This is a genomic window from Olsenella sp. KH1P3, from assembly GCF_900167315.1.
GTDB lineage: Bacteria > Actinomycetota > Coriobacteriia > Coriobacteriales > Atopobiaceae > Olsenella_J > Olsenella_J umbonata_A.
This window is the reverse complement of sequence record NZ_FUWQ01000001.1, coordinates 113,078-134,893: the sequence shown is the minus strand read 5'-3', so window position 1 is coordinate 134,893 and position 21,816 is coordinate 113,078. Positions and strand designations below refer to the sequence as shown.

Genomic DNA, 21,816 nt, shown 5'->3' with positions numbered 1-21,816 from the left:
ATACATCGCGAAGTGTTACAGATACGTGCAATCTGTTAGACAGATACGTGCAATCTGTTAGCAAGTTTCGCCAATTGAACCAGCATGGACCCCTGAACTGCAGTTTTCTAGCTCATTTTCGAACGCTCAGGCGACCGAGCAAGACGATGTCACCTACAGCTCGACGCGAAGCGCGCAGGCCTCTCGGTCGTAGCCGTCCCCTAAGACGGAGGCTACGTAGTCCCGAACCCATTCGGGCGTGCAGATCGATCCCGCGCTCGCCGCAAGGTCGTCGGTGTAGTCCGACAGCAGGTACGTCGTCATGCTCGTCCCACGGCCCCGGTGCGTGACCAGTGGCCGAAGCTCATAGGAGGCAACCCGGCAAGCCCCGTCGGCGTCCTTGTGAAGCACCACCCTGGCAAGTCCACCCACCTGGCGGTTGCCGTCCTCCTGCGTGCTCACGAAGTTTCCGAGCGAGAAGAAGCAGACCCCCCGCATGCCGTGCGCGGTCTGGAACGTCTCGACGGGCTCAAGCACGTGAGGGTGCGCGCCGATGATGACGTCCGCACCGCAGTCCGCAAAGACCTTCTCCCACCGGCGCTGCTCCTGGGTGGGCTCCGTCTGATACTCGGTGCCCCAGTGCGGAAAGACGACGACCATGTCGGCGTGCTCGCGAGCGTAGGCCATCGTGGAGCGCACGTGCCCCTCCTCCAGCATCGAGACCGATCCCTTTGGGTCGGGAATGCCGTTGAGCGAGTAGGTGTAGTTCAGCAGCGCCACGCTGAAGCCGTCCTTGCGAAAGATGCGCACGCCATCTGGCGCCTGGCCCGAATCTGGGTCAGCCGCCCCGATGACCGCGACGTCGGGATGCCTCTGGCTCCAGAAGCGCAGCTCGGAAGAGAGGGCCGGATAGCCGGAGTCCATGGCGTGGTTGGACGCCTTGAGGATGACGTTGAAGCCCACCCGCGCCTCGGCGTCGCCCACCTCCTGCGGACCGTTGAAGCAGGGGTATCCAGAAAGTGGAGCAACGTCTCCGCCCAGAGGGGTCTCCTGGTTGAGCACCTTGATGTCCTGCCCCACCAGCTGAGGGGCGACGTTGGCGAAGAGATGATCGTAGTTGTAGCTGCCGTCGCTCTGGATGCCCGTGGTGTAGACGCCCTCATGCATCAGCACGTCCCCCACCATGGTCAGGCTGATGTCGACGCCGGGCCCGTCAGCGAGCGAGGCCTCGCAGACCGTGGCGACCTGCTCGCCAGAGGGCGCCTGCACGTCCCGGCTCGGCCGCAGGCCCAGCGCGAATCCCCACGCGACCAGAGCGAGAGCCGCAAGGCAGGCAAGGGTGCCCAGGACCAGCACAACGCGCGGGACCGTTCGACCGGCGCCCTTCTGCTCGTCAAGTCCGTCGGAACCCATCGCGCTCCTCCCCCCGCCGTCGCCACATTGCCCACATGATATCCGCGACCTGGCGGAACCTCAATCGACCGTCCGCCCTGCGGCATCGATCGCGGAGGAGCGGGCGCGCAGGAAAAAGCCCCTCGGGACTCGTCGTCTCGAGGGGCTCGGTTGGGCGTCGTCCATTGCCGCAACTCAAATGCAGGCGGCGCGGGCCCGTCTACTGGAGCGTGCTCAGCGCAACCTCCTTGAGCTGCGCGGGCGACACGACGGAAGGCGCGTCGCTCATGAGGTCGGAGCCAGACGTGGTCTTGGGGAACGCCATGACCTCGCGGATGGAGTCCGCGCCGGCCAGCAGCATGCAGACGCGGTCGAGGCCCAGGGCGAAGCCGCCCATGGGAGGCGCACCGAACTCGAGCGCCTCCATGACGAAGCCGAACTGCTCCTTGGCGCTCTCCTCCGAGAAGCCCAGCATCTTGAGGATGGCCATCTGCATCTCGGCGTTGTGGATGCGCATTCCGCCACCGCCGGCCTCGAAGCCGTCCATGACGAAGTCGTAGGTGTAGGAGCCGACCTCGAGCGGATGCTCCATGATCTTCTTAGGATCGGTCTCGGTGGGAAGCGTGAAGGGCTGGTGCTCGGCCTCGTAGCGCTGGGTCTCCTCGTCCCAGTGGAGCAGCGGGAAGTTGACGACCCACAGGAAGTCGTGGCCCTCGCGCTTGACGTCCAGGACGTCTGCCATGTGGCTGCGCATGCCGCCCAGGATCTCGTCGCACTTCAGGCGGGACTCGACCGCGAACAGCACGAGGTCGCCAGGCTCCACGCCCATCTCGGCGCGCAGGCCTTCCATCTCCTCATCCGAGAAGAACTTGACGATCGGGCTGGTGACGCTGCCGTCCTCGCGGAACGCGACGTAGGCGAGGCCCTTGGCGCCGAAGGTCTTGGCGACGTCGCCGAGCTTGTCGATCTTGGAGCGGGCCCAGGTGCCGGCGCCCTTGGCGTTGATGGCCTTGATGTACATGTTGGGGTCGGCCGCCGCGCCGGCGAAGAGCTTGAACTGGGACTTCGAGAAGATCGAGGTCACGTCGTGGAGCTCCATGCCGTAGCGGGTGTCGGGCTTGTCGGAGCCATAGGTGTCCATGGCGTCCCAGTACTGCATGCGGCGCAGGGGCGTGGGCATGTCGACGCCCATCTTGCCCAGGGCCTCATGCAGGACGTCCTCGAGGGCACCCATGACGTCGTCCTGGTCGACAAAGGACATCTCGACGTCGACCTGGGTGAACTCGGGCTGGCGGTCAGCGCGAAGGTCCTCGTCGCGGAAGCACTTGGCGACCTGGTAATAGCGCTCGACACCGCCGACCATCAGGAGCTGCTTGAGGAGCTGCGGCGACTGGGGCAGCGCGTAGAAGCGGCCTGGCTGCAGACGGGACGGGACGATGAAGTCGCGGGCGCCCTCGGGGGTCGACTTGAACAGCGCCGGCGTCTCGACCTCCATGAACAGGCGGTCATGCAGGGCCTGGCGCAGCGCGAAGGTGAAGTCGGAGCGCAGCTTGAGGTTGTCCATCATCTTGGGGCGACGGATGTCGAGGTAGCGATAGCGAAGACGGATGTCCTCGGAGACCTCGACGTGGTCCTCGATCTGGAACGCAGGCGTCTTGGAGGTGTTCAGGATCTCCATCGACTTGACGTGGACCTCAATCTCGCCGGTCACCATCGACTCGTTGATCTGGTCGTCAGGGCGCGGGCACACGACGCCCCTTACGAGGATCGGCCACTCTGTGCGCATGGTCTCGGCCGCGCGGAATGCCTCCTCCTCGCACACGTCGGGATCGAACTGGAGCTGCGTGAAGCCCGCACGGTCGCGGAGGTCGACGAAGATCAGGCTGCCGTGGTCGCGGCGGCGCCAGACCCAGCCGGTAAGGGTGACCTCGGTGCCGATGTCCCCGCGGCGGAGCTCGCCACAGGTGTGCGTGTGCATGCTAAAAGGCATTTCTTTCCTCTCGTCTTCCGCCCCGTGCCGTGACGGGCGGACTAGCAGATGATTGCGCGCCGCCGTAGACCGCGGAGTCGCGCGGTCTCACATAATAGCAGCCTGAGACCCGTGCGGACGGCTCGGCGCGGTATCCACACGCCGCGGCGCAAGAAGGCGTTTGCGCGGCGCGAAAGCGATGGTGGGTATGTGGGCTTCCCCGTCGGGCCACCCGCCCCGTGCTAGGCTTTTCTCCACATACACGAGAGAGGCATGGGCATGGCTTACAGGGCAGCAATCTTCGATTTGGACGGGACGCTCCTCAACACGCTTGAGGACCTTCACGCGTCGGTCAACCACACCCTCGCCCTGCACGGCATGCCCATCCGCTCCCGGGACGAGATCCGCTCCTTCCTGGGAAACGGCATGCAGGCGCTGATTCACCTCTCGTGCCCCGAAGGGACGGCATCCGAGCTCGAAGACCGCGTCCTCGCCGAGTTCAAGGACTACTATGCCCTTCACGGCGCCGACCACACCGCGCCCTATGACGGCATCGTCGAGCTGCTCGACGTGCTTTCCGGCGAGGGAATACGCCGCGCCGTCGTCTCGAACAAGGGAGACTTCGCCGTACAGGCCCTCGTGGAGAAGTACTTCCCCGGCATCTTCGACGCCGTCGTGGGAGAGCGACAGGACGTTCGTCGCAAGCCCGCCCCCGACACCGTCAACGCGGTCATGCGCGAGCTGGAGCTTGCGCCCAAGGACGTCGTCTACATCGGCGACTCGGAGGTCGACATAGACACCGCACGCAACGCTGGCATCGACTGCCTCTCCGTCTCGTGGGGCTTCCGCAGCAGGCGAGAGCTCACCGCCAGCGGTGCCACCACCATCGTGGACGACATCAACGATCTGGCCGAGGCCCTTCTCCTCTACTAGCCCCCCGTCTATGGCCCGACCTACGGGCGCTTCGGCTCCTCTGCCGCAGCCCCCTTGGCCTCCGCATCCTCACCGGTGGTCGCGGCCAGGGACTCCGCGACCTCGCGGTCCTCGTCTTGCCTCGTGAAGCCCTCCGTGAGCATCGGCAGGAGCATGCGGTACGAGTTGTCGGTGGCATTCTCGCGCGGGGAGGCCTTCGCATAGCGCCGCACCGCGGCGGCCGACTTGTTGATGGCTGCGAGCGTGCCCGCACCGGCGACGCAGCCTCCCGGGCAGGCCATGCCCTCCAGCAGGTAACCCGGGTACTTGCCCTTGACCGCATCCTTCATCATCGCGCGGCACTCCCTGAGCCCCTCGGCGCTGGTGACTTTGACCTCCCGGTCAGGGTACTTGCGGTGGACGGCGTTGACCACGGCATTGGCGACGCCACCCGAGACGGCGAAGTTTCGCGCGTCGGCGGAGGCGACCTCGAAGTCGCCCTCGTCGTCTCCCGAGAGCGCCGCGCAGTCGATGCCTTTGGCGGCCATCATGCCCGCAAGCTCCTCGAACGTCAGGACGAAGTCGACCTCGGAGCGGACCGTCTTGCGCATGGCCTCGAGCTTCTTTGCGGAGCAGGGCCCCACAAACACGATCTTGGCGTTGGGATGCTGGGAGCGAATCAGGCGCGCGGTCAGCGTCATGGGCGTGAGTGCCATGCTGATGCACTTGGCATGCTCGGGGAACTCGAGCTTCGCCATGAGCGACCAGGCCGGGCAGCAGGACGTGCCCATGAACGGCAGCTCGTCGGGAACCTCCTCCAGAAAGTCCTCCGCCTCCTGGACGGTGCAGAGGTCCGCCCCGAGGGCGACCTCCTCGACTCCGCTGAAGCCCATGCTCTTGAAGGCCTCGCGCAGCTTGGCCGCATCGACCTTGGCGCCAAACTGTCCGACGAAGGCGGGCGCGACCTCCGCGATGACCTCCTCGCCGCGCGCGATGGCCCAGATGACCTGTGCGATCTGGCTCTTGTCGGCAATTGCGCCGAACGGGCAGTTGATGAGGCACTGGCCGCAGCTGACGCACTTGCTGTAGTCGATTTCGGCGCGGCCGTGCTCGTCGGAGTGGATGGCGCCCATTCCGCATGCCTCGGCACAGGGGCGCTCATGGTGATGGATGGCGTGATAGGGACAGGTCTTGGCGCACAGCCCGCACTTCACGCAGACATCCTGGTCGATGAAGGCCTTCTTGTCCTTGAAGCTGATCGCCTTCTTGGGACAGATCTCGCGACACGGATGCGCAAGGCAGCCTTGGCAGGCATTGGTCACCTCGTAGACGTTGTCCTTACAGGCGTTGCACGCGAACTTGATCACGTTGATGAGCGGAGGCTGGTAGTAGACCTGGTCAGACTCCTCTGCCTCGGCAAAGCCCTCGCTCACGCGGCTGGGTCGGTCGTTAGAGGAAAGAGGGAGGCCCATCGTCAGGCGTATGCGCTCCGCAATGATGGCGCGCTCCAAGAAGACGCTCTCGCGGTACGTGGCCACGTCGCCGGGAAGGATCTTGTAGGGGAGCTCGTCGAACTCCTTGTCGAAGCTCGAGTCGTCTCGGCCGGATCCCGGCCCCATCGAATAGCAGATCTTCGCGACCTCACTGAAGACGTTGCGCCGAATGTCAGTGAGATTGGTATAGACGCCTCGCATTGTGTTGGGCATGAGGTACCCCTCTCCGCGGCACGGCAAGGTGCCGCACGAATGGCCCAACACGAAGGCGCCCCCACGCCAAGACGGTCGGACCCGCTAACGTTCGATGTGAACCCCTCCATCATGAACCTTTGCACCGAACTCCGCCCGCGAGAACCGAGATTCGAAGCGCTGCGGCCACTCGCTGCGAACCAGCACCTCTGCTCCGGTCACGGGATGCACGAAGCTCTCCTCCAGCGCATGGAGCATGAGCCCATCACGCGAGCGAGGCCCCCGATAGAGCGTGTCGCCCGCAATCGGAAAGCCCATCGATGCCAGGTGCACGCGAATCTGATGGCGGCGCCCGGTCTCGAGACACGCAAGCACCAGGGAGCGTCCGTTCTCCTCGCCCAGCTTTCGCACGCGAGTGACGGCGCGCTTGCCGCCCTCGCTCACGCGCATGCGGCGGGCATCGTGTCGGTCCCTGCCAATGGGCGAGTCAATCACGCGCTCGCCCTTTGGGAAGCCGGCAGCCACGACGGCAAGGTAGCGCTTGCCCATGTCATGCCCGGCAACAAGCTCGTCGAAGGCTGGCTGGAACTCCTCGGTGAGCGAGAAGAGCGTGACGCCCGTGGTCTCGACGTCCAGCCTCTGCAATGCCTGCACCCTGGTCGTGATTCCCTCGAAGCGTGCCCAGGCGGCCACCAGGTCGCTCAGCGTCGGCACGCCCGTGCCGTCGCCGTGCACCAGGATGCCTGCGGGCTTGTCCACCGCGCACACGAAGCGGTCGCGGTAGACGATGCGGGGTATGCGCCCGCCACCCCCTCCCAAGCCGTCCACTCGCGAGGCAGACAAGGCCTCGGGCGCCGTCGCAAGCGTCAGGGCCAGCCGATCGCCAGCGTCTGCGCAGGCATTCGGCGCAAGCACCTCATCGGAGCGACGCAGCCGCCCCTGCGCGAGGACGCGCGCCGCGCCGGGCTTCGAAAGGCCCACGGAGCGCAGCGCCCGCACGGCCGGGCCCGAAGCGACCACGTCGAAGAAGACCACGCCTCCCTTCGAGCCAACGTATTCGAGCAGATGCCCCATCACTTCTCGCCTCCCCGCGCTGTCAGCCGCTCGCGCTCCTCCTGAATGGTGTGCGGGAGCGGACAGAACAGCTCGACCAGCACGTCGTTGAAATCCTTCACGACGCTCCAGACGTGGTCCGAGCGGCGCCAGGCCACGTCGATGTCAATCATGGCACGCTTGCCCAGGCCGATCATCCTCAGCCGGTCACGGCCGTGCTTTTTGATCGAATCCACCGCGAGCTCGAACGGCACGAAGCACGCACCAACCCCCTCGGCCGCCAGGTCGACAAGAGTCTCGGAGTTCTTGGAGTACACGCGGACAGTCGGCTCGACGCCCGAGCTGGCAAACATGCGCCGGGCAAGGTCGCCGGGCTCGTCGTTCTCGCCCAGCATCATGAAGGGAAGCCTGGCGAGGAGCCTCATGTCTCCCGTACGCCCCACGCGCCCGAGAACGCCCTCGACGTCCTCCCCCAAAGCCCGAGCCAACAGGTCTTGGTGGGCGAGCAGGACCACCTGCTCGCGATAGAGGCGGTGCACCTCGAGGTCATGCGCGTCGTGGGGGACGGTGGCCACGACCATGTCGAGCTTCTCCGCGCGCAGCAGCGACACCAGGGCCTCGTTCTCGTCCTCATGGAGAAGGACGTTGACCCCGGGATGCGAGGCCCCAAAGCTCGAGATGGCCTGGGGCATGAGCATGTGGCCGCGCGTGCTGGCAACCCCCACGCCCAGAAGGCCGCGCTGGTCGCCCGCAATGTCCAAGAACTCCTGGCGCATGGCACGCTCCTGGGAGCGAAAGCGCTGGGCGTAGCCCAAAAAGACCTGCCCTGCATACGTCAAGGTCAGAGGCACGCGACGGTTGACCAGGCGGACGCCCAGCTCTCGCTCGACGCCGGCGATGTGAGCCGAAAGCGTCTGCTGCGTCACGGCAAGTCTCGCGGCGGCGCGCGTGAAGCTCTTCTCCTCTGCCAGCGCCACAAAGTAGTCCATAGAGGTGAAGTTCATGGCTCCCCCGAACGGTCGGTCTTATGCACAGAGCATTTTACGCATGCATCCAGCACCTCATGCGATTTCATTCCTTATGAGAAGCGCCACTATGCATATCCACTAATTACAAACGAATCTTGTTGGCTGCATCAAATATAACAGTTGGACGCAGTACAGCAACACCCGTAGATTACTTGTGCGACAGACGTCAGATAGTCAGTTCGCGCACGCGCGGGGCATAGTCCGGAAGACGGGGTGGAAATCAAAAATGCTCGAGTCCCTTGTGCTCATAGTCTTTGCGGCATTGCTCGTAGCAGGCATAGTTTTGAACACGCCGCTGCTCGCAACGCTCATCGTGGGATTCTTCCTCTTCAGCGGATACGGCCTCTACCGCGGTCACAAGCCGGCCAAGCTCCTCAAGCTCGCGCTTTCGGGCGTCAAGACCATCGGCGGTGTGCTGGTGTTCTTCATCATCATCGGTGCCCTCACCGCATCGTGGCGCGTCGCGGGGACGATTCCAGCCATCACCTGCTGGTCCGCGCAGCTCGTCAGCCCCAAGACGCTGGTAATCATCTCGTTCCTGCTCTGCTCGTTCATGTCCATGGTCACCGGAAGCTCCTATGCCTCGTCCGCGACCATCGGCGTCATCTGCATGACCATCGCGACGGCCATGAAGGCCAACCCCGCCATGGTGGGCGGTGCCATCATCGCCGGGGCCTTCGTGGGAGACCGCTGCTCCCCGCTCTCGTCGGCAGCCGCACTCGTCGCAACGCTCACGCGCACGCAGCTCTTCGACAACGTCAAGCGCATGGTTCGCACGGGCATCGTACCGTTCGTCACCGCGTGCATCATCTACATCGCGCTGGGCCCCGTCGCGGCCGGCTCGGGGATGATCCCTTCGTTCCAGGAAAGCTTCGCGAGCTCGTTTGACCTCTCACCCATCGTCATCGTTCCGATCGTGCTGATTCTTGTGCTCTCCATCGCTCGCGTGGACGTCAAGAAGACCATGCTGGTCAGCCTGGCTTCTGCCCTCCTGATCTGCATCTTCGTCCAGCATGTTCCCCTGGAGCGCATTCCCGGCTACCTCGTGATGGGCTACGCGTCCGACAACGCCGCCATCGCTCGCATGGTCAACGGCGGAGGAATCATCTCGATGGCCGACATCATCGCCATCGTCGGGGTCGCCTCGACCTACTCGGGGCTGTTCTCCGGAACGGGCCTGCTGCTCGGCCTGCACGACTACGTCAACAAGATCGCACGCCACTCGACGCCGTTCATCAGCGTTCTTCTTACCAGCATTGCGACCTGCACCATCGCCTGCGACCAGGTGGTCGCCCTCATGCTCACCGCGCAGCTCTGTGACGAGTGCGAGCACGGTGGGAGCGCCCTTGCGCTCGACCTCGAGAACAGCGCCGCGATCATCCCCTCCGTCGTGCCCTGGTCGACGTCGTGCATCGGCATCATCGCCTTCGTGGGCATGCCCATCGAGAGCGTCCTGTTTGCCTACCTCAGCGTGCTCATCCCCCTGTGGACGCTGGTCATTTCCATCTACCAGCACCGTCATCCCAGCTTTGCGGACGGCCGGTCCGCCAGGATCTTGGGACTCGACGAGCGAGACGACGCCCGCCGCTTCACGCCGGCAGACAAGACGCCCCCCGAGCGACTGGTGGCATAGCGCCAGGGCGCCACATGACAAGACCCCTGACTGCGGCCCGAAGCACCCCCTTGCGCTTCGGGCCGCTCCCTTTTTAAAGACGCTCCGGGCGCGACGCGACCAAGAAGGCGCCCCAGCGAAGGCCCCCTCCAAAGAGAGCTCGCCCCTCACCCGCGACCAGGCGCGCCGAAGCGCGGAACCCGGGCGTCGCAGAATGAGGGGCGAGCGAGAAGTGCGTGTGCCTCTCTTTTGCGCTAGGGCAAAGCGCTAGGCCAGGCGTGCCCTGACCTCAGAGACAAGGTCGGCCATCGGGACGCTCACCTGCTCGTGCGACTCCATGTCGCGCAGGGTCGCCGTTCCGGCCGCGATCTCGTCGGAGCCCAGCACCACGCACAGGCGGGCGTTGTGCTTGTCTGCCTGCTTGAACTGGCTCTTGAGCGAGCGTCCCTGGTAGTCGGCCTCGGTTCGGATGCCAGCTCCGCGCAGCGCGAGCGTCGCCGTGAATGCCGCGTCGCGCTCGTTGGCAGAGGTGCAGGCGACATAGACGCAGTCGGGCTCGGAGCCCTCGATGTCGACGCCCAGCGACTGCAGGGCGAGGGCCATGCGCTCGAAGCCCACCGCGAATCCGATGCCCGGCGTGGGCTTGCCGCCCTCGAGCTCCATCAGGCCGTCGTAGCGGCCACCGCCACCGATGGCGCCGACGCCGGCACCGATGCAATCGACCTCGAAGACGGTGCGGGTGTAGTAGTCAAGGCCGCGAACGAGCGTGGGATCCTCGATGTAGCTCACGCCAGCCTCGTCCAGGTACTGCTTGACCTTCTTGTAGTGAGCATCGCACTCCTCGCACAGGTTGTCCTTGGCAAGCGGCGCATCTGCCATGACCTCGCGACAGTGGTCGTTCTTGCAGTCGAAGCTGCGCAGCGGGTTGATCTCGGCGCGCTCCAGGCAGTCCTCGCACATCTGGTCCTTGTGGTCCAGAATGAAGCTGCGGACGGCCTCGCGATACGCGGGGCGGCATGCGGCGTCGCCCATCGAGTTGATGCGGAGGGACAGCTTGTCGGCCGGGAAGCCCATGCGCTTGTAGAACTCCATCAGCATGATGATGCACTCGGCGTCCGCCGCAGGGTCGGGTGCGCCCAGCCACTCGACGCCGACCTGGTGGAACTGGCGCAGGCGACCCTTCTGGGGACGCTCGCCGCGGAACATGGCCTCTCCGTACCACAGCTTGACGGGAGCGCCGCCCTGCGGGACGAAGTTGTTCTCGACGGCCGCGCGCACGACACCCGCGGTCCCCTCAGGACGCATGGCCATGCGCTGCCTCGCCTTGAGGCCGCTTTCGCTGCCCGACTCGAGGAGGCGATCCATCAGCGCACCGGAGAACACGCGGAACATCTCCTTGCGGACGACGTCGGTCGACTCGCCGATGCCGTGGACGAAGGTGTCCACCTGCTCGATCGCCGGCGTCTCGATCATGTCGAAGCCGTACGCGCCGAACAGCTCGCGCGCGATGTCCTGCATATGCTGCCAGGCGCGCATGTAGCCGCCGAACAGGTCCTCGGTACCCTGGATCTTCTGTGCCATCAGAGGCCTCCTTCTCGCGCCTTCAGCGCGCATCGCGACCGCGGCCACAAACGACGCACGGCGCGCGCCGCCTTCCACGGTCCATCGGGGCAGAAGTATACGCCCACCTTCCCCGCCCTAAGTGCCGGGCGAGAAGGACGTTGGCGCTTAGTTCGATATCTCCATCCCCAGGAAGCGCTCCGCGTTGTGCCAGAGCATCTTGTCGAGGTCTTCCCGGGAGAAGCCGAGCGAGCGGAAGCGCGAGAGCTCCGAGCCCGGAGTCCACATGGGGAAGTCGGACCCGAACAGGATGCGGTCAGGGCCGTACGCCTCGCAGAGCTCGCGGGTGCGGCGCGGCCCCAGCCAATGCTGGGAGCTCGACATGTCCAGGAAGCAGTTCTCGTTCTCCAGGAACTCGAGGGCGTAGTCGAACACCGACCAACCGCCGAAGTGCGCCGCGTCAACCCTGAGCCTCGGGAAGGCATGGAGCACCGTTACCAGGCGATGCGGGTGCGAGTAGTCGTAGCGGTAGTCGCCGCAGTGGATGAGGACGGGAAGGTCCTTCTGCTCCGCTATCTCGTAGATGTGCATGAGCCTCGGGTCATCCATGTTGACGCACTGCGTGTCCGGGTGGAGCTTGATGCCCTTGAGCCCCATCGCACAGGCGCGCTCGACCTCGGCCAGCGGGTCTGGATAGTCCTGGTGGAGCGTCATGAAACCCGTGAGGGAGTCGTTCTCGCGACAGGTCGCGGCAATGAAGTCGTTGATGGACTCCACGTTCGAGGCCTTGGTCGCGACGGAGTGGATGACGCTGTGGGTAACGCCCGCATCGCGCTCCTCCTCGAGCATGCGCGCGACCGATCCATCCGGCAGCCCCATCTCAAGGCCATAGAATCGACCGATGCTGGAGACCGCTCGCTCGGCAATCTTATCGGGATAGACGTGCACGTGGACATCCACTATGGGCATGGAAGCTCCTTACGCTGGGCAACTCCAAACATGGTAGACGGCTTTTCCTCACTCGAACAGGGTGGACACACACTCGTAAGGCTTCTGGGCGCGAACGCGATGCTGCGGCGGGACGCGTGATGCTTCATACTTGCGACTGACAGCCATGCCCTAGGAGCAAACGAACGGAAGCACATGAAGACGAACCGATACCTCATAGAGACAAGCGTAGCCTGCCTACTGTGGAGCGGGTCGATCATCGCCTGCAAGATCAGCTACGGGTCCATAGGACCGTTCACGCTGGGACTCATGCGCTTCTCGCTCGCGGCAGTCATCATGCTTGCCATGCTCGCCGTCACGCGTGACCATGACCGGCCCCGCGGCCGCGACATGGCCATCTGCGCCGCAACTGGGATCGTGGGCACGACGCTCTACTTCGCGGGCGAGAACTACGGGGCGCTGCTGCTCCCGGCATCCACCAGCTCGCTCATCATCGGAGCCTTCCCGGCCATGACGCTCGCGCTCGAGAGCGCATGGGACCGGACGCGTCCCGACGGCCTCAAGGCCGCAGGCATCGCGCTGGCCTTCGTGGGCGTCGCCGTGCTCGCCTACGGCGAGAGCTCGTCGGGCGGCAGCGACGTCGTGCTGGGAGACCTTGCGCTTCTGGGCGGCGGACTCTGCTGGGCCGTGTACAACCTCATGATGAGACCGCTTCTGGGCAAGTACTCGACCACCTCCATCACGGCATGGCAGACGCTCTTCGGCGCCCTGGGCTTCGTGCCCCTCGTGCTCCTCACCGAGGGCCTGCCGACGGCCACACCCGCACCGGAGGCGCTGCTGTCGCTTGCTTACCTGGTCCTTGGCTGCACGGTGGCGGGATTCATCCTGTACAACCACAGCCTCAAGGGACTCCCCGCCTCGACCGCGGCGTCCTTCGCGAACCTCATCCCCGTGTTCGGACTCATCCTATCCGCGCTGATCCTGGGCGAGGCCATCACGGTCCCGCAGCATCTGGGAGGCTCCCTCGTCGTCGCGGGCATCTTCCTCTCGGCGCGCAGCTAGGAAGCCGTGGCGAGGACCAGCCTCCCTTGGCAATCCCTTCTCAAAAACAAGAGGCGAGCGATGCGCCCCCGCGCACCGCTCGCCCCAGCGTGCAAGTGAAACGCTGTCCCGTAACAGCCTTGTCCGTCTGACTTACTCGACGTCGATCTTGTGGACCCAGCCGAACTTGTCCTCGATCTTGCCGGACTGGATGCCCGTCAGGGTCTCGCGAAGCTTCTTCATGACAGGGCCAACGTGCTCCATGCCGTAGACGATCTTCTTGCCGTCGCTGTCAACCTCGCCGACGGGGCTGATGACGGCAGCGGTGCCGCACATGCCGCACTCGGTGAACTGGTCAATCTCGTCGAAGCGGACGGGACGCTGCGTGACCTTGAGGCCGAGGTACTTCTCGGCGACGTCGACGAGCGAGCGACGCGTGATGGAGGGCAGGATGGAGTCGGTGTGAGACTGCGGGACGACCAGGTTGCCGTCCTTGTCGACGAACAGGAAGTTGGCGCCGCCGGACTCCTCGACATAGGTGCGGGTCTCGGGGTCGAGGAACATGTTGTCGGCATAGCCCTGGGCGTGCGCCTCGACGGAAGGCAGCAGGGACATGGCGTAGTTCAGGCCGGCCTTGATGTTGCCAGTACCGTGAGGAGCCGCGCGGTCGTACTTGGAGACCCGCAGCTTGACGGGCTTGACACCGCCCTTGTAGTACGCGCCGACCGGCGTGACGAGGATGCGGAACTGGTACTCGTCAGCGGGCTTGACGCCGATGACGTTGCCAGTTGCGATCATGAGCGGGCGGATGTAGAGCGTGGCGCCGCTACCGAAGGGCGGGACCCACGCGACATTGGCCTTGACGACCTTCTCGACGGCCTCGACGAACTGCTCCTCGGGGAAGGGGGGCATGACGATGCGACGTGCGGAGTCGGCCATGCGCTTGGCGTTCTGGTCGGGACGGAAGCAGACGATGTCGCCGTCCTCGGTGGTATAGGCCTTGAGGCCCTCGAAGACCTCCTGGCAGTAGTGGAAAATGCCAGCGCACTCGGAAAGCCTAATGCTGTGGTCGGTGGTTAGAGTGCCCTCATCCCAGGCGCCATCCTTGTAATTGGATACGTAGCTGTAGTCGGTCGGCTGATAGGCGAAGGAAAGTGCACCCCAGTCGATATCCTTCTTCTCCATTTACTACTCCTTAGACGGTCTAACCAATACAAACGCACAGCGCTGACGCAGCGCACTGACTGCGTTGTACGCGAGTGTACTACTCACGGAAAAAAGCTCCACCACGCGAGACACGGTCGAAACATCAGCTACCCAAGCACGCCACACACGTCTCTCGACGAGCGCGAATCAGAGCGAGCTCCCCGGCCCTAGTTGAGGTCCGAGCTGACCTCGTAGGGAAGGCGCTCGACCAAAAAGCCGTGCTCCTTGAGGGCCGCCGCGACCTCGTCCAGAATCTCCTCCGAGGCGGCCGTCACATGGTGGAAGTGGTAGCCCGACGTGATGCGCGAGAGCGGAGTCGACTTGCTCGTCGCGATGTCGGCCAGGTAGCGGGCGACGTCGCGGCGGCTCGAAACGTTGAGCGGAACGCTGATCACACCGTAGGTGCGATGGTTGACCACGACGTCCTCGACGGTTCCGCCCAGGTCGACGATCAGGTCGAGCTCCTCCTGCACCTGGTCCTCGCGATGGCGGACCTTGAACGCGCGGCGCGGCACGTCGCGCCTGGACAGGACGTAGCCGCGATGCGTCGAGTCGATCTCGACGCCCTCGCGACGAATAAGGGCGATGTCCTGAACGATGACCTGCCTGCTCACGCCAAGCTCCTGGGCAAGGTCGCCGCCAGACAGGGCACCGTCCGCGGCGCCGAGAAGGGCCACGATCTTCTCCCTACGCTCTTCCCCCGTCATGCAGCCCTCCCCTCCTCGCTAGCGTCCGCACGCCGCGGCGCCGGGCTCGTCGACCGTAAGGTGCTTGAGGGACAGATCCAGGATCGGGGCGGAGTGCGTGAGCGCGCCGGACGAGACGATGTCCACGCCAAGGTCGACCAGGGTGGCCGCCTTGGCCTCGTCGACGTTGCCCGAGACCTCGACCTCGGCCGCACCGTCGATGACGCCCATCGCCTCGCGCATCGTAGGCAGGTCCATGTTGTCGAGCATGATGATGTCGGCGCCAGCGGACACGGCCTCGCGCACCTGGTCGAGGGTCTCGACCTCGACCTCGACTTTTCGCACGAAGGACGCGTAGGAGCGAGCCGCCTCTATGGCAGGCGCGATGCCACCGGCCGCGTCGATGTGGTTGTCCTTCAGCATCACGCCGTCGGACAGGTTGTAGCGATGGTTGCTCGCGCCGCCCACGCGGACGGCCTCCTTCTCGAACACGCGCATGTTGGGCGTGGTCTTGCGCGTGTCAACCAGGCGGGTCTTGGTGCCCTCGAACAGGCGTGACACGCGACGCGCCATCGTCGCGATGCCACTCATGCGCTGCAGGTAGTTTAGTGCGACACGCTCGCCGGAAAGCAGCGCGCGCACGCGGGCGCGAACGACCCCCAGCTCTTGGCCGGAGGTGACGTCGTCGCCCTCGGCCACCGCGAACTCGCAGCTCGCCTCGGAGTCAAGCAGCTCGAAGGTGCGGGCAAACACGTCCAGGCCGCAGATGACGCCGTCCTGCTTGGCGATCAGGTGAACGTGGCCGCGAGCCTCCTCGCCAACGACCGCGGCGGTCGAGACGTCCTCACTCGTGATGTCCTCCTGGAGCGCCGAAAGAATCAGCGGCTCGGCCTGAAGCTTGAGCGTTACCGAATTCATGCGTGTCTCCCCCTGACGATGTCGCGGGCCGCCTCGCGCGAGAAGACAAGGCTCTCGAGCAGCGAGTTGCTGGCCAGTCGATTCTTGCCGTGCACGCCGTTGCAGCTGGTCTCGCCCGCGGCGTAGAGGTGGTCCATGGTGGTCTTGGAGTGCTGGTCGACGTGGATGCCGCCCATAAGGTAGTGCTGGGCGGGCACAACGGGAATGGGCTCCCTGGTGATGTCGTAGCCCTCCTGCAGGCAATGCTGCCAGATGTTGTGGAAGTGAGTGAGAATCTCCCCGCGCGAGACGTTTTCGAACGAGAGGCGCACGTAGTCGGAGCCCTCCTCTGCCATCTTCTTGTGGATGGCGTTTGAGACGACGTCACGCGGCAGAAGCTCGTCCACGAAGCGCTTGCCCTGGGCGTCGATCAGGATGGCGCCCTCCCCGCGACACGACTCCGAGATCAGGAACGCGCGACCGGGCTTCTTGGTGTAGAGCGACGTGGGATGAATCTGCACGTAGTCCATGTGCTCGAGCTCGACCCCGTGCCCCTCGGCGATGCGGCAGCCGTCACCGGTCAGGCAGGGGAAGTTTGTCGAGCGGTCGTACAGGCCTCCCACGCCTCCGCATGCCAGAATCGTGTCATGGCAAAGGAGAAGTTCGTGCTCTCCCCCTGGCAGCTCAACCTCTATGCCCTGGCAGGACCCGTCCTTCTCCACGAGGTCAACCATGGTCGTGTGCTCGCAGATGGTAACGTTTCTGAGCTCCCGCACACGCTCGAGCAGGGTCGTGGTGATCTCCTTGCCGGTGATGTCTGCGTTGTGCAGGATGCGCGGACGGCTGTGCGCACCCTCGCGCGTGTAGTCAAAGTCGTCGCCGGAGGCATTCAAGTCGAACTGAACGCCCAGACGAACGAGGTCGTTGATGATGCCGCGCGACTCCCAGATCATCTTGTCGACGCTCTCGACGCGGCACTCGTCATGACCGGCACGCATCGTGTCGTCGAACCAGTAGTCGTAGTCGTCATGGTCGCGCATGACGCAGATACCACCCTGGGCCAGCATCGAGTCGCAGCTCTCGACGTCCTCCTTGCAGATCAGGGTGACCTTGAGTGCACGCGGCAGGTTGATTGCCGCATACAGCCCCGCCACGCCGCAGCCGACGATGACGACGTCGCTGGTCAGCTGGGATAGCTCGCGCTGCCCCTCGCGGCACTCCTCTTGCTTCCCCATCTACCTCGCCGCCAATTCGAGCATGCGCTCAAGAGGCGCGTTGGCGCGGTCGGGATCCTCGGGCAGCTCCATCTGGCCCGTGCCCCTCTCGAGACATTCCAGCAGCTTTTGGGCCGTGACCATCGCCATGTTGGGGCAAACGGGCCTCGTCGCGGGGAAGTGGATGGTCTTGCCCTGGCCCTGGGTCAGGCGCTCGATCTCGGCCGCCACCCCCACGACCGTCAGAACGATGAACTCCTTCTTGTCGCTCGCCGCGATGTGCTCGATGATCTGCTTGGTCGAGCCGATGTAGTCGGCCTCCCACAGCACGTCCTGCGGGCATTCGGGATGCGCCAGGACCTCGGCCTCGGGATGCTCGGCCTCGAGGGCCTCGACCTCTGCCGGCGCGATGCGGTTGTGCGTGGGGCAGTAGCCGCGGTTCAGGATGACGTTCTTCTGGGGCACCTGCTCGGCCACGTAGCGACCGAGGTTCATGTCGGGAATGAACAGGATGTTGTGCTGCGGAAGCTCGCTCACGACCTTGATGGCGTTGGAGGAAGTCACGCAGACGTCTGCCCAACGCTTGATCTCGGCCGTGGTGTTGACGTAGGCGACCACGGCGAGGTCGTCGTACCGCTCCCTTACGCGGTCAACGTCAGCCTTCTGCACCATGTGCGCCATAGGGCAATCCGCCGCAGGCTCGGGCATGAGGACCGTGCGACCCGGGTTGAGCAGCTTCACGCTCTCCGCCATGAACGACACGCCGCAGAGCACGATGGTGCGGCTCTCCAGCGTCTTCGCAAGACGCGCAAGATAGAACGAGTCGCCGACGTAATCCGCAAGTGCCTGGGTCTCCGCGGGCACGTAGTAGTGGGCAAGCACGACGGCATCCTTTTCGCGCTTTAGTTCGGCGATGCGTCTGGCGATCTCGGCCATTTCCATAGGTGGGTCTCTCCCCTTCCTCGGGCGCGACGGCGCCGCGCCTACGATTCCTGGGAGACAGTATGCGCTCTGTCTTAACATCTGACAAGACAGTTCTGCGTTTGGCTTCCTTGGGGTTTCAAACTACATTGTCCGACTCCGGATGCGCATGCTTCGCTGTACATTTGTGTGACCCGACAGATTGGAAGAGACCATGCGCATGTTCCGCAACGACTACTCAGAGGGCGCCGCCCCACAGATCCTCAAGGCCCTGATTGACACCAACGAGGAGCAGTGCGTGGGCTACACCGAGGGCGACCCCCACTGCGAGCACGCTCGCGAGCTCATTCGCGAGGCCTGCCAGCAGCCCGATGCGATGGTCGAGTTCTGTCTGGGAGGCACGAGCGCAAACGTGATCGGGGTGACCGGCATGCTGCGCGACTGGGAGGGCGTCATCTGCACCAAGGACGGCCACATCAACGTCCACGAGACCGGTGCCATCGCGGCGACGGGCCGCACCGTGCTCCCCACCCAGGACACCGACGGCTTCCTTTCTCCCGAAGAGGCCGAGAAGGTCTTCCGGTTCCAGACTTCAACCGGGCGCCACATGACGCTCCCCAAGGTCGTGTACATCACCGACACGACCGAAATCGGCGGCGTCTGGACGCGTGACAGGTTCGACGCCATCGTCGACTGGGCCCACGGCCACGGCCTCAAGGTGTTCCTGGACGGCGCCCGCCTAGCGTCCGCGCTCACGAGTCCCGCAAACGACCTCACGCTTCCCTACATCGCCTCGCGCGTCGAGGCATTCTACCTGGGGGGAACCAAGAACGGCATGCTCTTTGGCGAGGCCATGGTGATCATGGACGACGAGCTGCGCGAGTCCTTCCCCTTCCTCCAGAAGGAGCGTGGCGGCCTGATGGCCAAGGGACGCCTTCTGGGCGTTCAGTTCGAGGCGGCCTTCACGCCCGATGCCCAGACCGGCGAGGCGCCGTACTGGACGCTGGCGAGAGGCGCCAACGACTGCGCCCTCGCACTGCGAGACGGACTCGTCGCCCTGGGGTTCGAGCCCTACGGGTGCTCCGACTCCAACCAGCAGTTCTTCACCGTCACACCCGAGCAGCAGGAGGCGTTCGAGAGTGCGTCCGGCTGCGAGACCTTCTACGCGCTCGACGACGGGCGCAAGGTCATCCGCTTCGTGTGCAGCTGGGCGACGGGGCGGGCCGACGTGGACGAGCTGCTGGCACTCGCGAAGACACTTTCCTAGGGACGAGGCTCGCCCCGCCCCGCAAGCACGCCGTCAAGAAGTGCCGACGCGTCGGGCTCCATCACATCCAGCTCGAACGGGGATGGCGCCGCCACGGCAAGAACGCGGTCGCCCAAGTCGCGCTGCTCCAGATGCCACCCCTCAAGCACCTCGGGAGAGGCGCTTGGGTCGGTCGCGAATCCCGTGCCCGCCGCCTTGAGGATGGCCTCCCGCCGCGTCCAGGCGCGCGCCCACGCACGCAGCCCCTCGCGCGTCGACGCGCCTCCGATCAGCCGTAGCTCCTCGGCGTCGAAGTACCTGCGAGCCACCAGCCCCTCGATGCCGTCACGATAGCGTGAGGGAACCTCCTCCAGGTCGACGCCCACGGGCTCGTCCGAGACAGCCATAGCCGCCCACCCGCAGTCATTGGTCAGGTTGAACTCGGGGCCGCCCTCCAGATAGGGCTTGCCATGCGCGCCCCTGCGAAGCCGGTCCTCGTCAAGCACGCCCAGAAGGGCGCGAAGCAACAAGCCAGATGCGAGGGCCTCGAGCCTGCTGTAACGCGTGCCAAAAAGGGAGCGCGTCGCGTGGCGCGAGGGAATGACGTCACGGCACTCGTCGGCCCTTCCCTCCAGAAGGCGGCCGTCGAGCATGTAGACCACGACCTTCTCCACCACGCCCCCCTCACCAAGCGAAATCGTCCAATGCCATTGTATGGGATGGACGGCCGACGGTTCGCGAGGGCGCCTAAGCGCTCTTCATCACGACGTAGCGCACGACACCGGCAGCCCTGTCGCAGGCGTCAAGCACGCCCTCCATGCGGTCGAACACGCGCAGCCAGGTGACGGAAGTGCGGCCGTTCTCCTCGTCGCGGAACAGGCGCCTCACGGCGGTCGCGTAGACGGCATCGCCCTCGTCCTCGATTGTCGAGATGTCATGGGCCAGCTCCATCACCGTTAGGTCCTTCTTGTAGTTGGGCAGCGCGTATACCATCTGATGCACCTTCTCTACGCAGCGCGTGGTGAGCCCCGCAAGCTGGAGCGCCTCGTCGCGCATGTCCTGGATGTTGAAGAGGTCTAAGCGCAGCACGACGCCGTTCATGTCGTCCACGATGTCGTCCAGCTTGAGGGTGAGCTCCGATATGTCCTCGCGCTCGATGGGCGTGATGAACGAGGCGTAGAGCTCCTTCATGATGCGCTTCACCTTGTGGTCGCACTCGCTCTCGTACACCTTCATCTGGGGGATGCGCGCGAACGTCTCGGGATAGTCGTGGATGATGCGCTCGTACTCGTTCGAAGCCTCGACGATGTGGTCGGCAAACTCTTTGAGCAGGGTATAGAAGATGTCCTCTTTCTTGATTCGTGCCATACTTGACCTCCGATGGAAGACGGGACGTCGGGGAAACTAGAAGACGAGAAGGAAGAGCTTCGCCAGCGCGAAGCCGATGACTCCACAGCCGGGGAACGTGAACAGCCAGGTATAGACCATCTCCTTGGCAACGCCCCAGTTGACCGAGCGCACGTTCTTCGCGGCACCCGCACCCATGATGGCCGCGGTCTTGGCGTGGGTCGTCGAGACGGGAAGGCCCGTGAGCGTCGCGACAAGAAGCGATATCGTCGCGCTGACGGAGGCCGAGAACCCCTGGTACTTCTCGAGCTGCACCATCTCGGTTCCGACCTTCTTGATGATGCGCTTGCCGCCCACGCCTGTTCCGATGGCCATGGTGGCCGCGCACAGAATCTCGATCCACAGGGGGAAGCCACCCATTTCGGCGACGCTCATGTCTGCGGAGAGGGCGATTGCAAGCATGGCTGTCGACATGAACTTCTGGCCATCCTGGGCGCCGTGCATGAGCGCGACGAAGGCCGAGCCTACCACCTGGAGCTTGCCGAACGCCTCGTCCGCCGCGAGGCGGTTCGCGTTCTTGCATGCGACCTGGATGATCCGGGCAAAAAGCCAGCCGGCGCCAAAGCCCATCAGGGTCGAGAGCACCAGACCGTAGACGACCTTCATCCACTCGCCCATGTTCACGCCCTCAAGCCCACCATGGACGGCGAGCGCGGCGCCGGTCAGGCCGGCAATCAGGGCGTGGCTCTCACTGGTGGGAATGCCGAAGGCCCAGGCGCCCAGGCCCCAGACGACGATGCCTACCGTGGCAGCGGCGAGGGCGATCATCGCGGCATGCGAGTCGCCTCCAAAGTCGACCATGCCGCTCATGGTGTCGGCCACCGCGGTCGAGATCGCGGTCATGGCCACGAGACCGATGAAGTTCATGGCAACGCTCATGGCGATGGCAGCATTAACACTAATGGACCTTGTGCCCACGGACTCGGCAATGGCATTGGCGGCGTCCGTGGCTCCGTTGACGAAGATGGTCCCCAGGACGAGGACGATGACAACCGTCAGAAACGGGTTCACTGAGAGCATCTGCAGAAATCCTGCAAGGGTGATCAAGGCTCCCCCCTTC

At 64.7% G+C, this 21,816-nt stretch carries 19 protein-coding genes; 4 read left to right on the top strand and 15 right to left on the bottom strand.

What is annotated here, in order from left to right:
• Positions 1-153: 153 nt before the first annotated feature.
• Together B5D13_RS00665 and aspS are read right to left on the bottom strand one after the other, a co-directional pair.
• Positions 154-1,392: a CapA family protein gene (locus B5D13_RS00665; RefSeq protein WP_078686370.1), complete on the bottom strand. Its 1,239-nt coding sequence runs from the start codon at positions 1,390-1,392 to the stop codon at positions 154-156.
• Between the two features lie 199 nt (positions 1,393-1,591).
• Positions 1,592-3,361 (bottom strand): aspartate--tRNA ligase, encoded by a 1,770-nt coding sequence (aspS, locus tag B5D13_RS00660; RefSeq protein ID WP_234970612.1) that lies wholly within the window; start codon positions 3,359-3,361, stop codon positions 1,592-1,594.
• Positions 3,362-3,619: 258 nt separating this feature from the next.
• Here aspS and B5D13_RS00655 point away from each other — a divergent pair, with 258 nt between their 5' ends.
• Positions 3,620-4,273: an HAD family hydrolase gene (locus tag B5D13_RS00655; RefSeq protein WP_078686719.1), complete on the top strand. Its 654-nt coding sequence runs from the start codon at positions 3,620-3,622 to the stop codon at positions 4,271-4,273.
• Between the two features lie 20 nt (positions 4,274-4,293).
• Here the strand turns inward: B5D13_RS00655 and B5D13_RS00650 are convergent, their stop codons facing one another.
• The 3 genes from B5D13_RS00650 to B5D13_RS00640 all read right to left on the bottom strand — a co-directional run bounded on the left by B5D13_RS00650 (position 4,294) and on the right by B5D13_RS00640 (position 7,994).
• Positions 4,294-5,958: a 4Fe-4S dicluster domain-containing protein gene (locus B5D13_RS00650; protein ID WP_078686368.1), complete on the bottom strand. Its 1,665-nt coding sequence runs from the start codon at positions 5,956-5,958 to the stop codon at positions 4,294-4,296.
• Positions 5,959-6,042: 84 nt separating this feature from the next.
• Positions 6,043-7,011 carry an RluA family pseudouridine synthase gene (locus tag B5D13_RS00645; RefSeq protein ID WP_078686367.1) on the bottom strand — a complete coding sequence of 323 codons (969 nt, stop codon included), beginning with the start codon at positions 7,009-7,011 and terminating at the stop codon, positions 6,043-6,045.
• The gene (locus tag B5D13_RS00640; RefSeq protein WP_078686366.1) at positions 7,011-7,994 is read right to left on the bottom strand and encodes a LysR family transcriptional regulator; all 984 of its coding nucleotides are present in this window, start codon (positions 7,992-7,994) and stop codon (positions 7,011-7,013) included. Before B5D13_RS00640 ends, B5D13_RS00645 begins: the two co-directional genes overlap by 1 nt.
• 250 nt (positions 7,995-8,244) lie before the next feature.
• On the opposite strand from B5D13_RS00640, the gene B5D13_RS00635 reads away from it, so the two are divergent.
• Positions 8,245-9,651 carry a Na+/H+ antiporter NhaC family protein gene (locus B5D13_RS00635; RefSeq protein WP_078686365.1) on the top strand — a complete coding sequence of 469 codons (1,407 nt, stop codon included), beginning with the start codon at positions 8,245-8,247 and terminating at the stop codon, positions 9,649-9,651.
• Between the two features lie 246 nt (positions 9,652-9,897).
• On the opposite strand, the gene hisS is transcribed toward B5D13_RS00635, so the two are convergent.
• Both hisS and B5D13_RS00625 read right to left on the bottom strand, forming a co-directional pair.
• Positions 9,898-11,211, bottom strand: coding sequence for a histidine--tRNA ligase (hisS, locus tag B5D13_RS00630; RefSeq protein ID WP_078686364.1), 1,314 nt, complete (start codon positions 11,209-11,211; stop codon positions 9,898-9,900).
• Positions 11,212-11,358: 147 nt separating this feature from the next.
• Positions 11,359-12,159 carry an amidohydrolase family protein gene (locus B5D13_RS00625; protein WP_078686363.1) on the bottom strand — a complete coding sequence of 267 codons (801 nt, stop codon included), beginning with the start codon at positions 12,157-12,159 and terminating at the stop codon, positions 11,359-11,361.
• A 174-nt stretch (positions 12,160-12,333) separates the two neighbouring features.
• On the opposite strand from B5D13_RS00625, the gene B5D13_RS00620 reads away from it, so the two are divergent.
• Positions 12,334-13,200 carry a DMT family transporter gene (locus tag B5D13_RS00620; protein WP_078686362.1) on the top strand — a complete coding sequence of 289 codons (867 nt, stop codon included), beginning with the start codon at positions 12,334-12,336 and terminating at the stop codon, positions 13,198-13,200.
• A gap of 132 nt (positions 13,201-13,332) precedes the next feature.
• Here the strand turns inward: B5D13_RS00620 and B5D13_RS00615 are convergent, their stop codons facing one another.
• The 5 genes from B5D13_RS00615 to nadA all read right to left on the bottom strand — a co-directional run bounded on the left by B5D13_RS00615 (position 13,333) and on the right by nadA (position 18,124).
• Entirely contained in the window at positions 13,333-14,364 is a 1,032-nt protein-coding gene (locus B5D13_RS00615) for a branched-chain amino acid aminotransferase (protein WP_078686361.1), read from the bottom strand.
• Between the two features lie 188 nt (positions 14,365-14,552).
• Positions 14,553-15,092 carry a transcription repressor NadR gene (locus B5D13_RS00610; protein ID WP_078686360.1) on the bottom strand — a complete coding sequence of 180 codons (540 nt, stop codon included), beginning with the start codon at positions 15,090-15,092 and terminating at the stop codon, positions 14,553-14,555.
• Between the two features lie 18 nt (positions 15,093-15,110).
• Complete coding sequence (gene nadC, locus B5D13_RS00605) at positions 15,111-15,989, bottom strand: carboxylating nicotinate-nucleotide diphosphorylase (protein WP_078686359.1); 879 nt, start codon at positions 15,987-15,989, stop codon at positions 15,111-15,113.
• Positions 15,986-17,203: an L-aspartate oxidase gene (locus B5D13_RS00600; RefSeq protein WP_078686358.1), complete on the bottom strand. Its 1,218-nt coding sequence runs from the start codon at positions 17,201-17,203 to the stop codon at positions 15,986-15,988. The genes nadC and B5D13_RS00600 overlap by 4 nt, the downstream gene beginning before the upstream one ends.
• Positions 17,204-18,124, bottom strand: coding sequence for a quinolinate synthase NadA (nadA, locus tag B5D13_RS00595; RefSeq protein ID WP_180363864.1), 921 nt, complete (start codon positions 18,122-18,124; stop codon positions 17,204-17,206).
• Positions 18,125-18,317: 193 nt separating this feature from the next.
• On the opposite strand from nadA, the gene B5D13_RS00590 reads away from it, so the two are divergent.
• Positions 18,318-19,370, top strand: a complete 1,053-nt coding sequence (locus B5D13_RS00590; RefSeq protein WP_078686356.1) for a threonine aldolase family protein — start codon at positions 18,318-18,320, stop codon at positions 19,368-19,370.
• Here the strand turns inward: B5D13_RS00590 and B5D13_RS00585 are convergent.
• The 3 genes from B5D13_RS00585 to B5D13_RS00575 all read right to left on the bottom strand — a co-directional run bounded on the left by B5D13_RS00585 (position 19,367) and on the right by B5D13_RS00575 (position 21,803).
• A complete protein-coding gene (locus B5D13_RS00585; protein WP_078686355.1) occupies positions 19,367-20,023 on the bottom strand; it encodes a 4'-phosphopantetheinyl transferase family protein in 657 nt (218 codons plus the stop codon). The two genes, B5D13_RS00590 and B5D13_RS00585, sit on opposite strands and share 4 nt — an antisense overlap.
• Before the next feature lie 73 nt (positions 20,024-20,096).
• Complete coding sequence (locus tag B5D13_RS00580; protein WP_078686354.1) at positions 20,097-20,717, bottom strand: DUF47 domain-containing protein; 621 nt, start codon at positions 20,715-20,717, stop codon at positions 20,097-20,099.
• Between the two features lie 36 nt (positions 20,718-20,753).
• Positions 20,754-21,803, bottom strand: a complete 1,050-nt coding sequence (locus tag B5D13_RS00575) for an inorganic phosphate transporter (protein WP_078686353.1) — start codon at positions 21,801-21,803, stop codon at positions 20,754-20,756.
• Between the last annotated feature and the right edge of the window lie 13 nt (positions 21,804-21,816).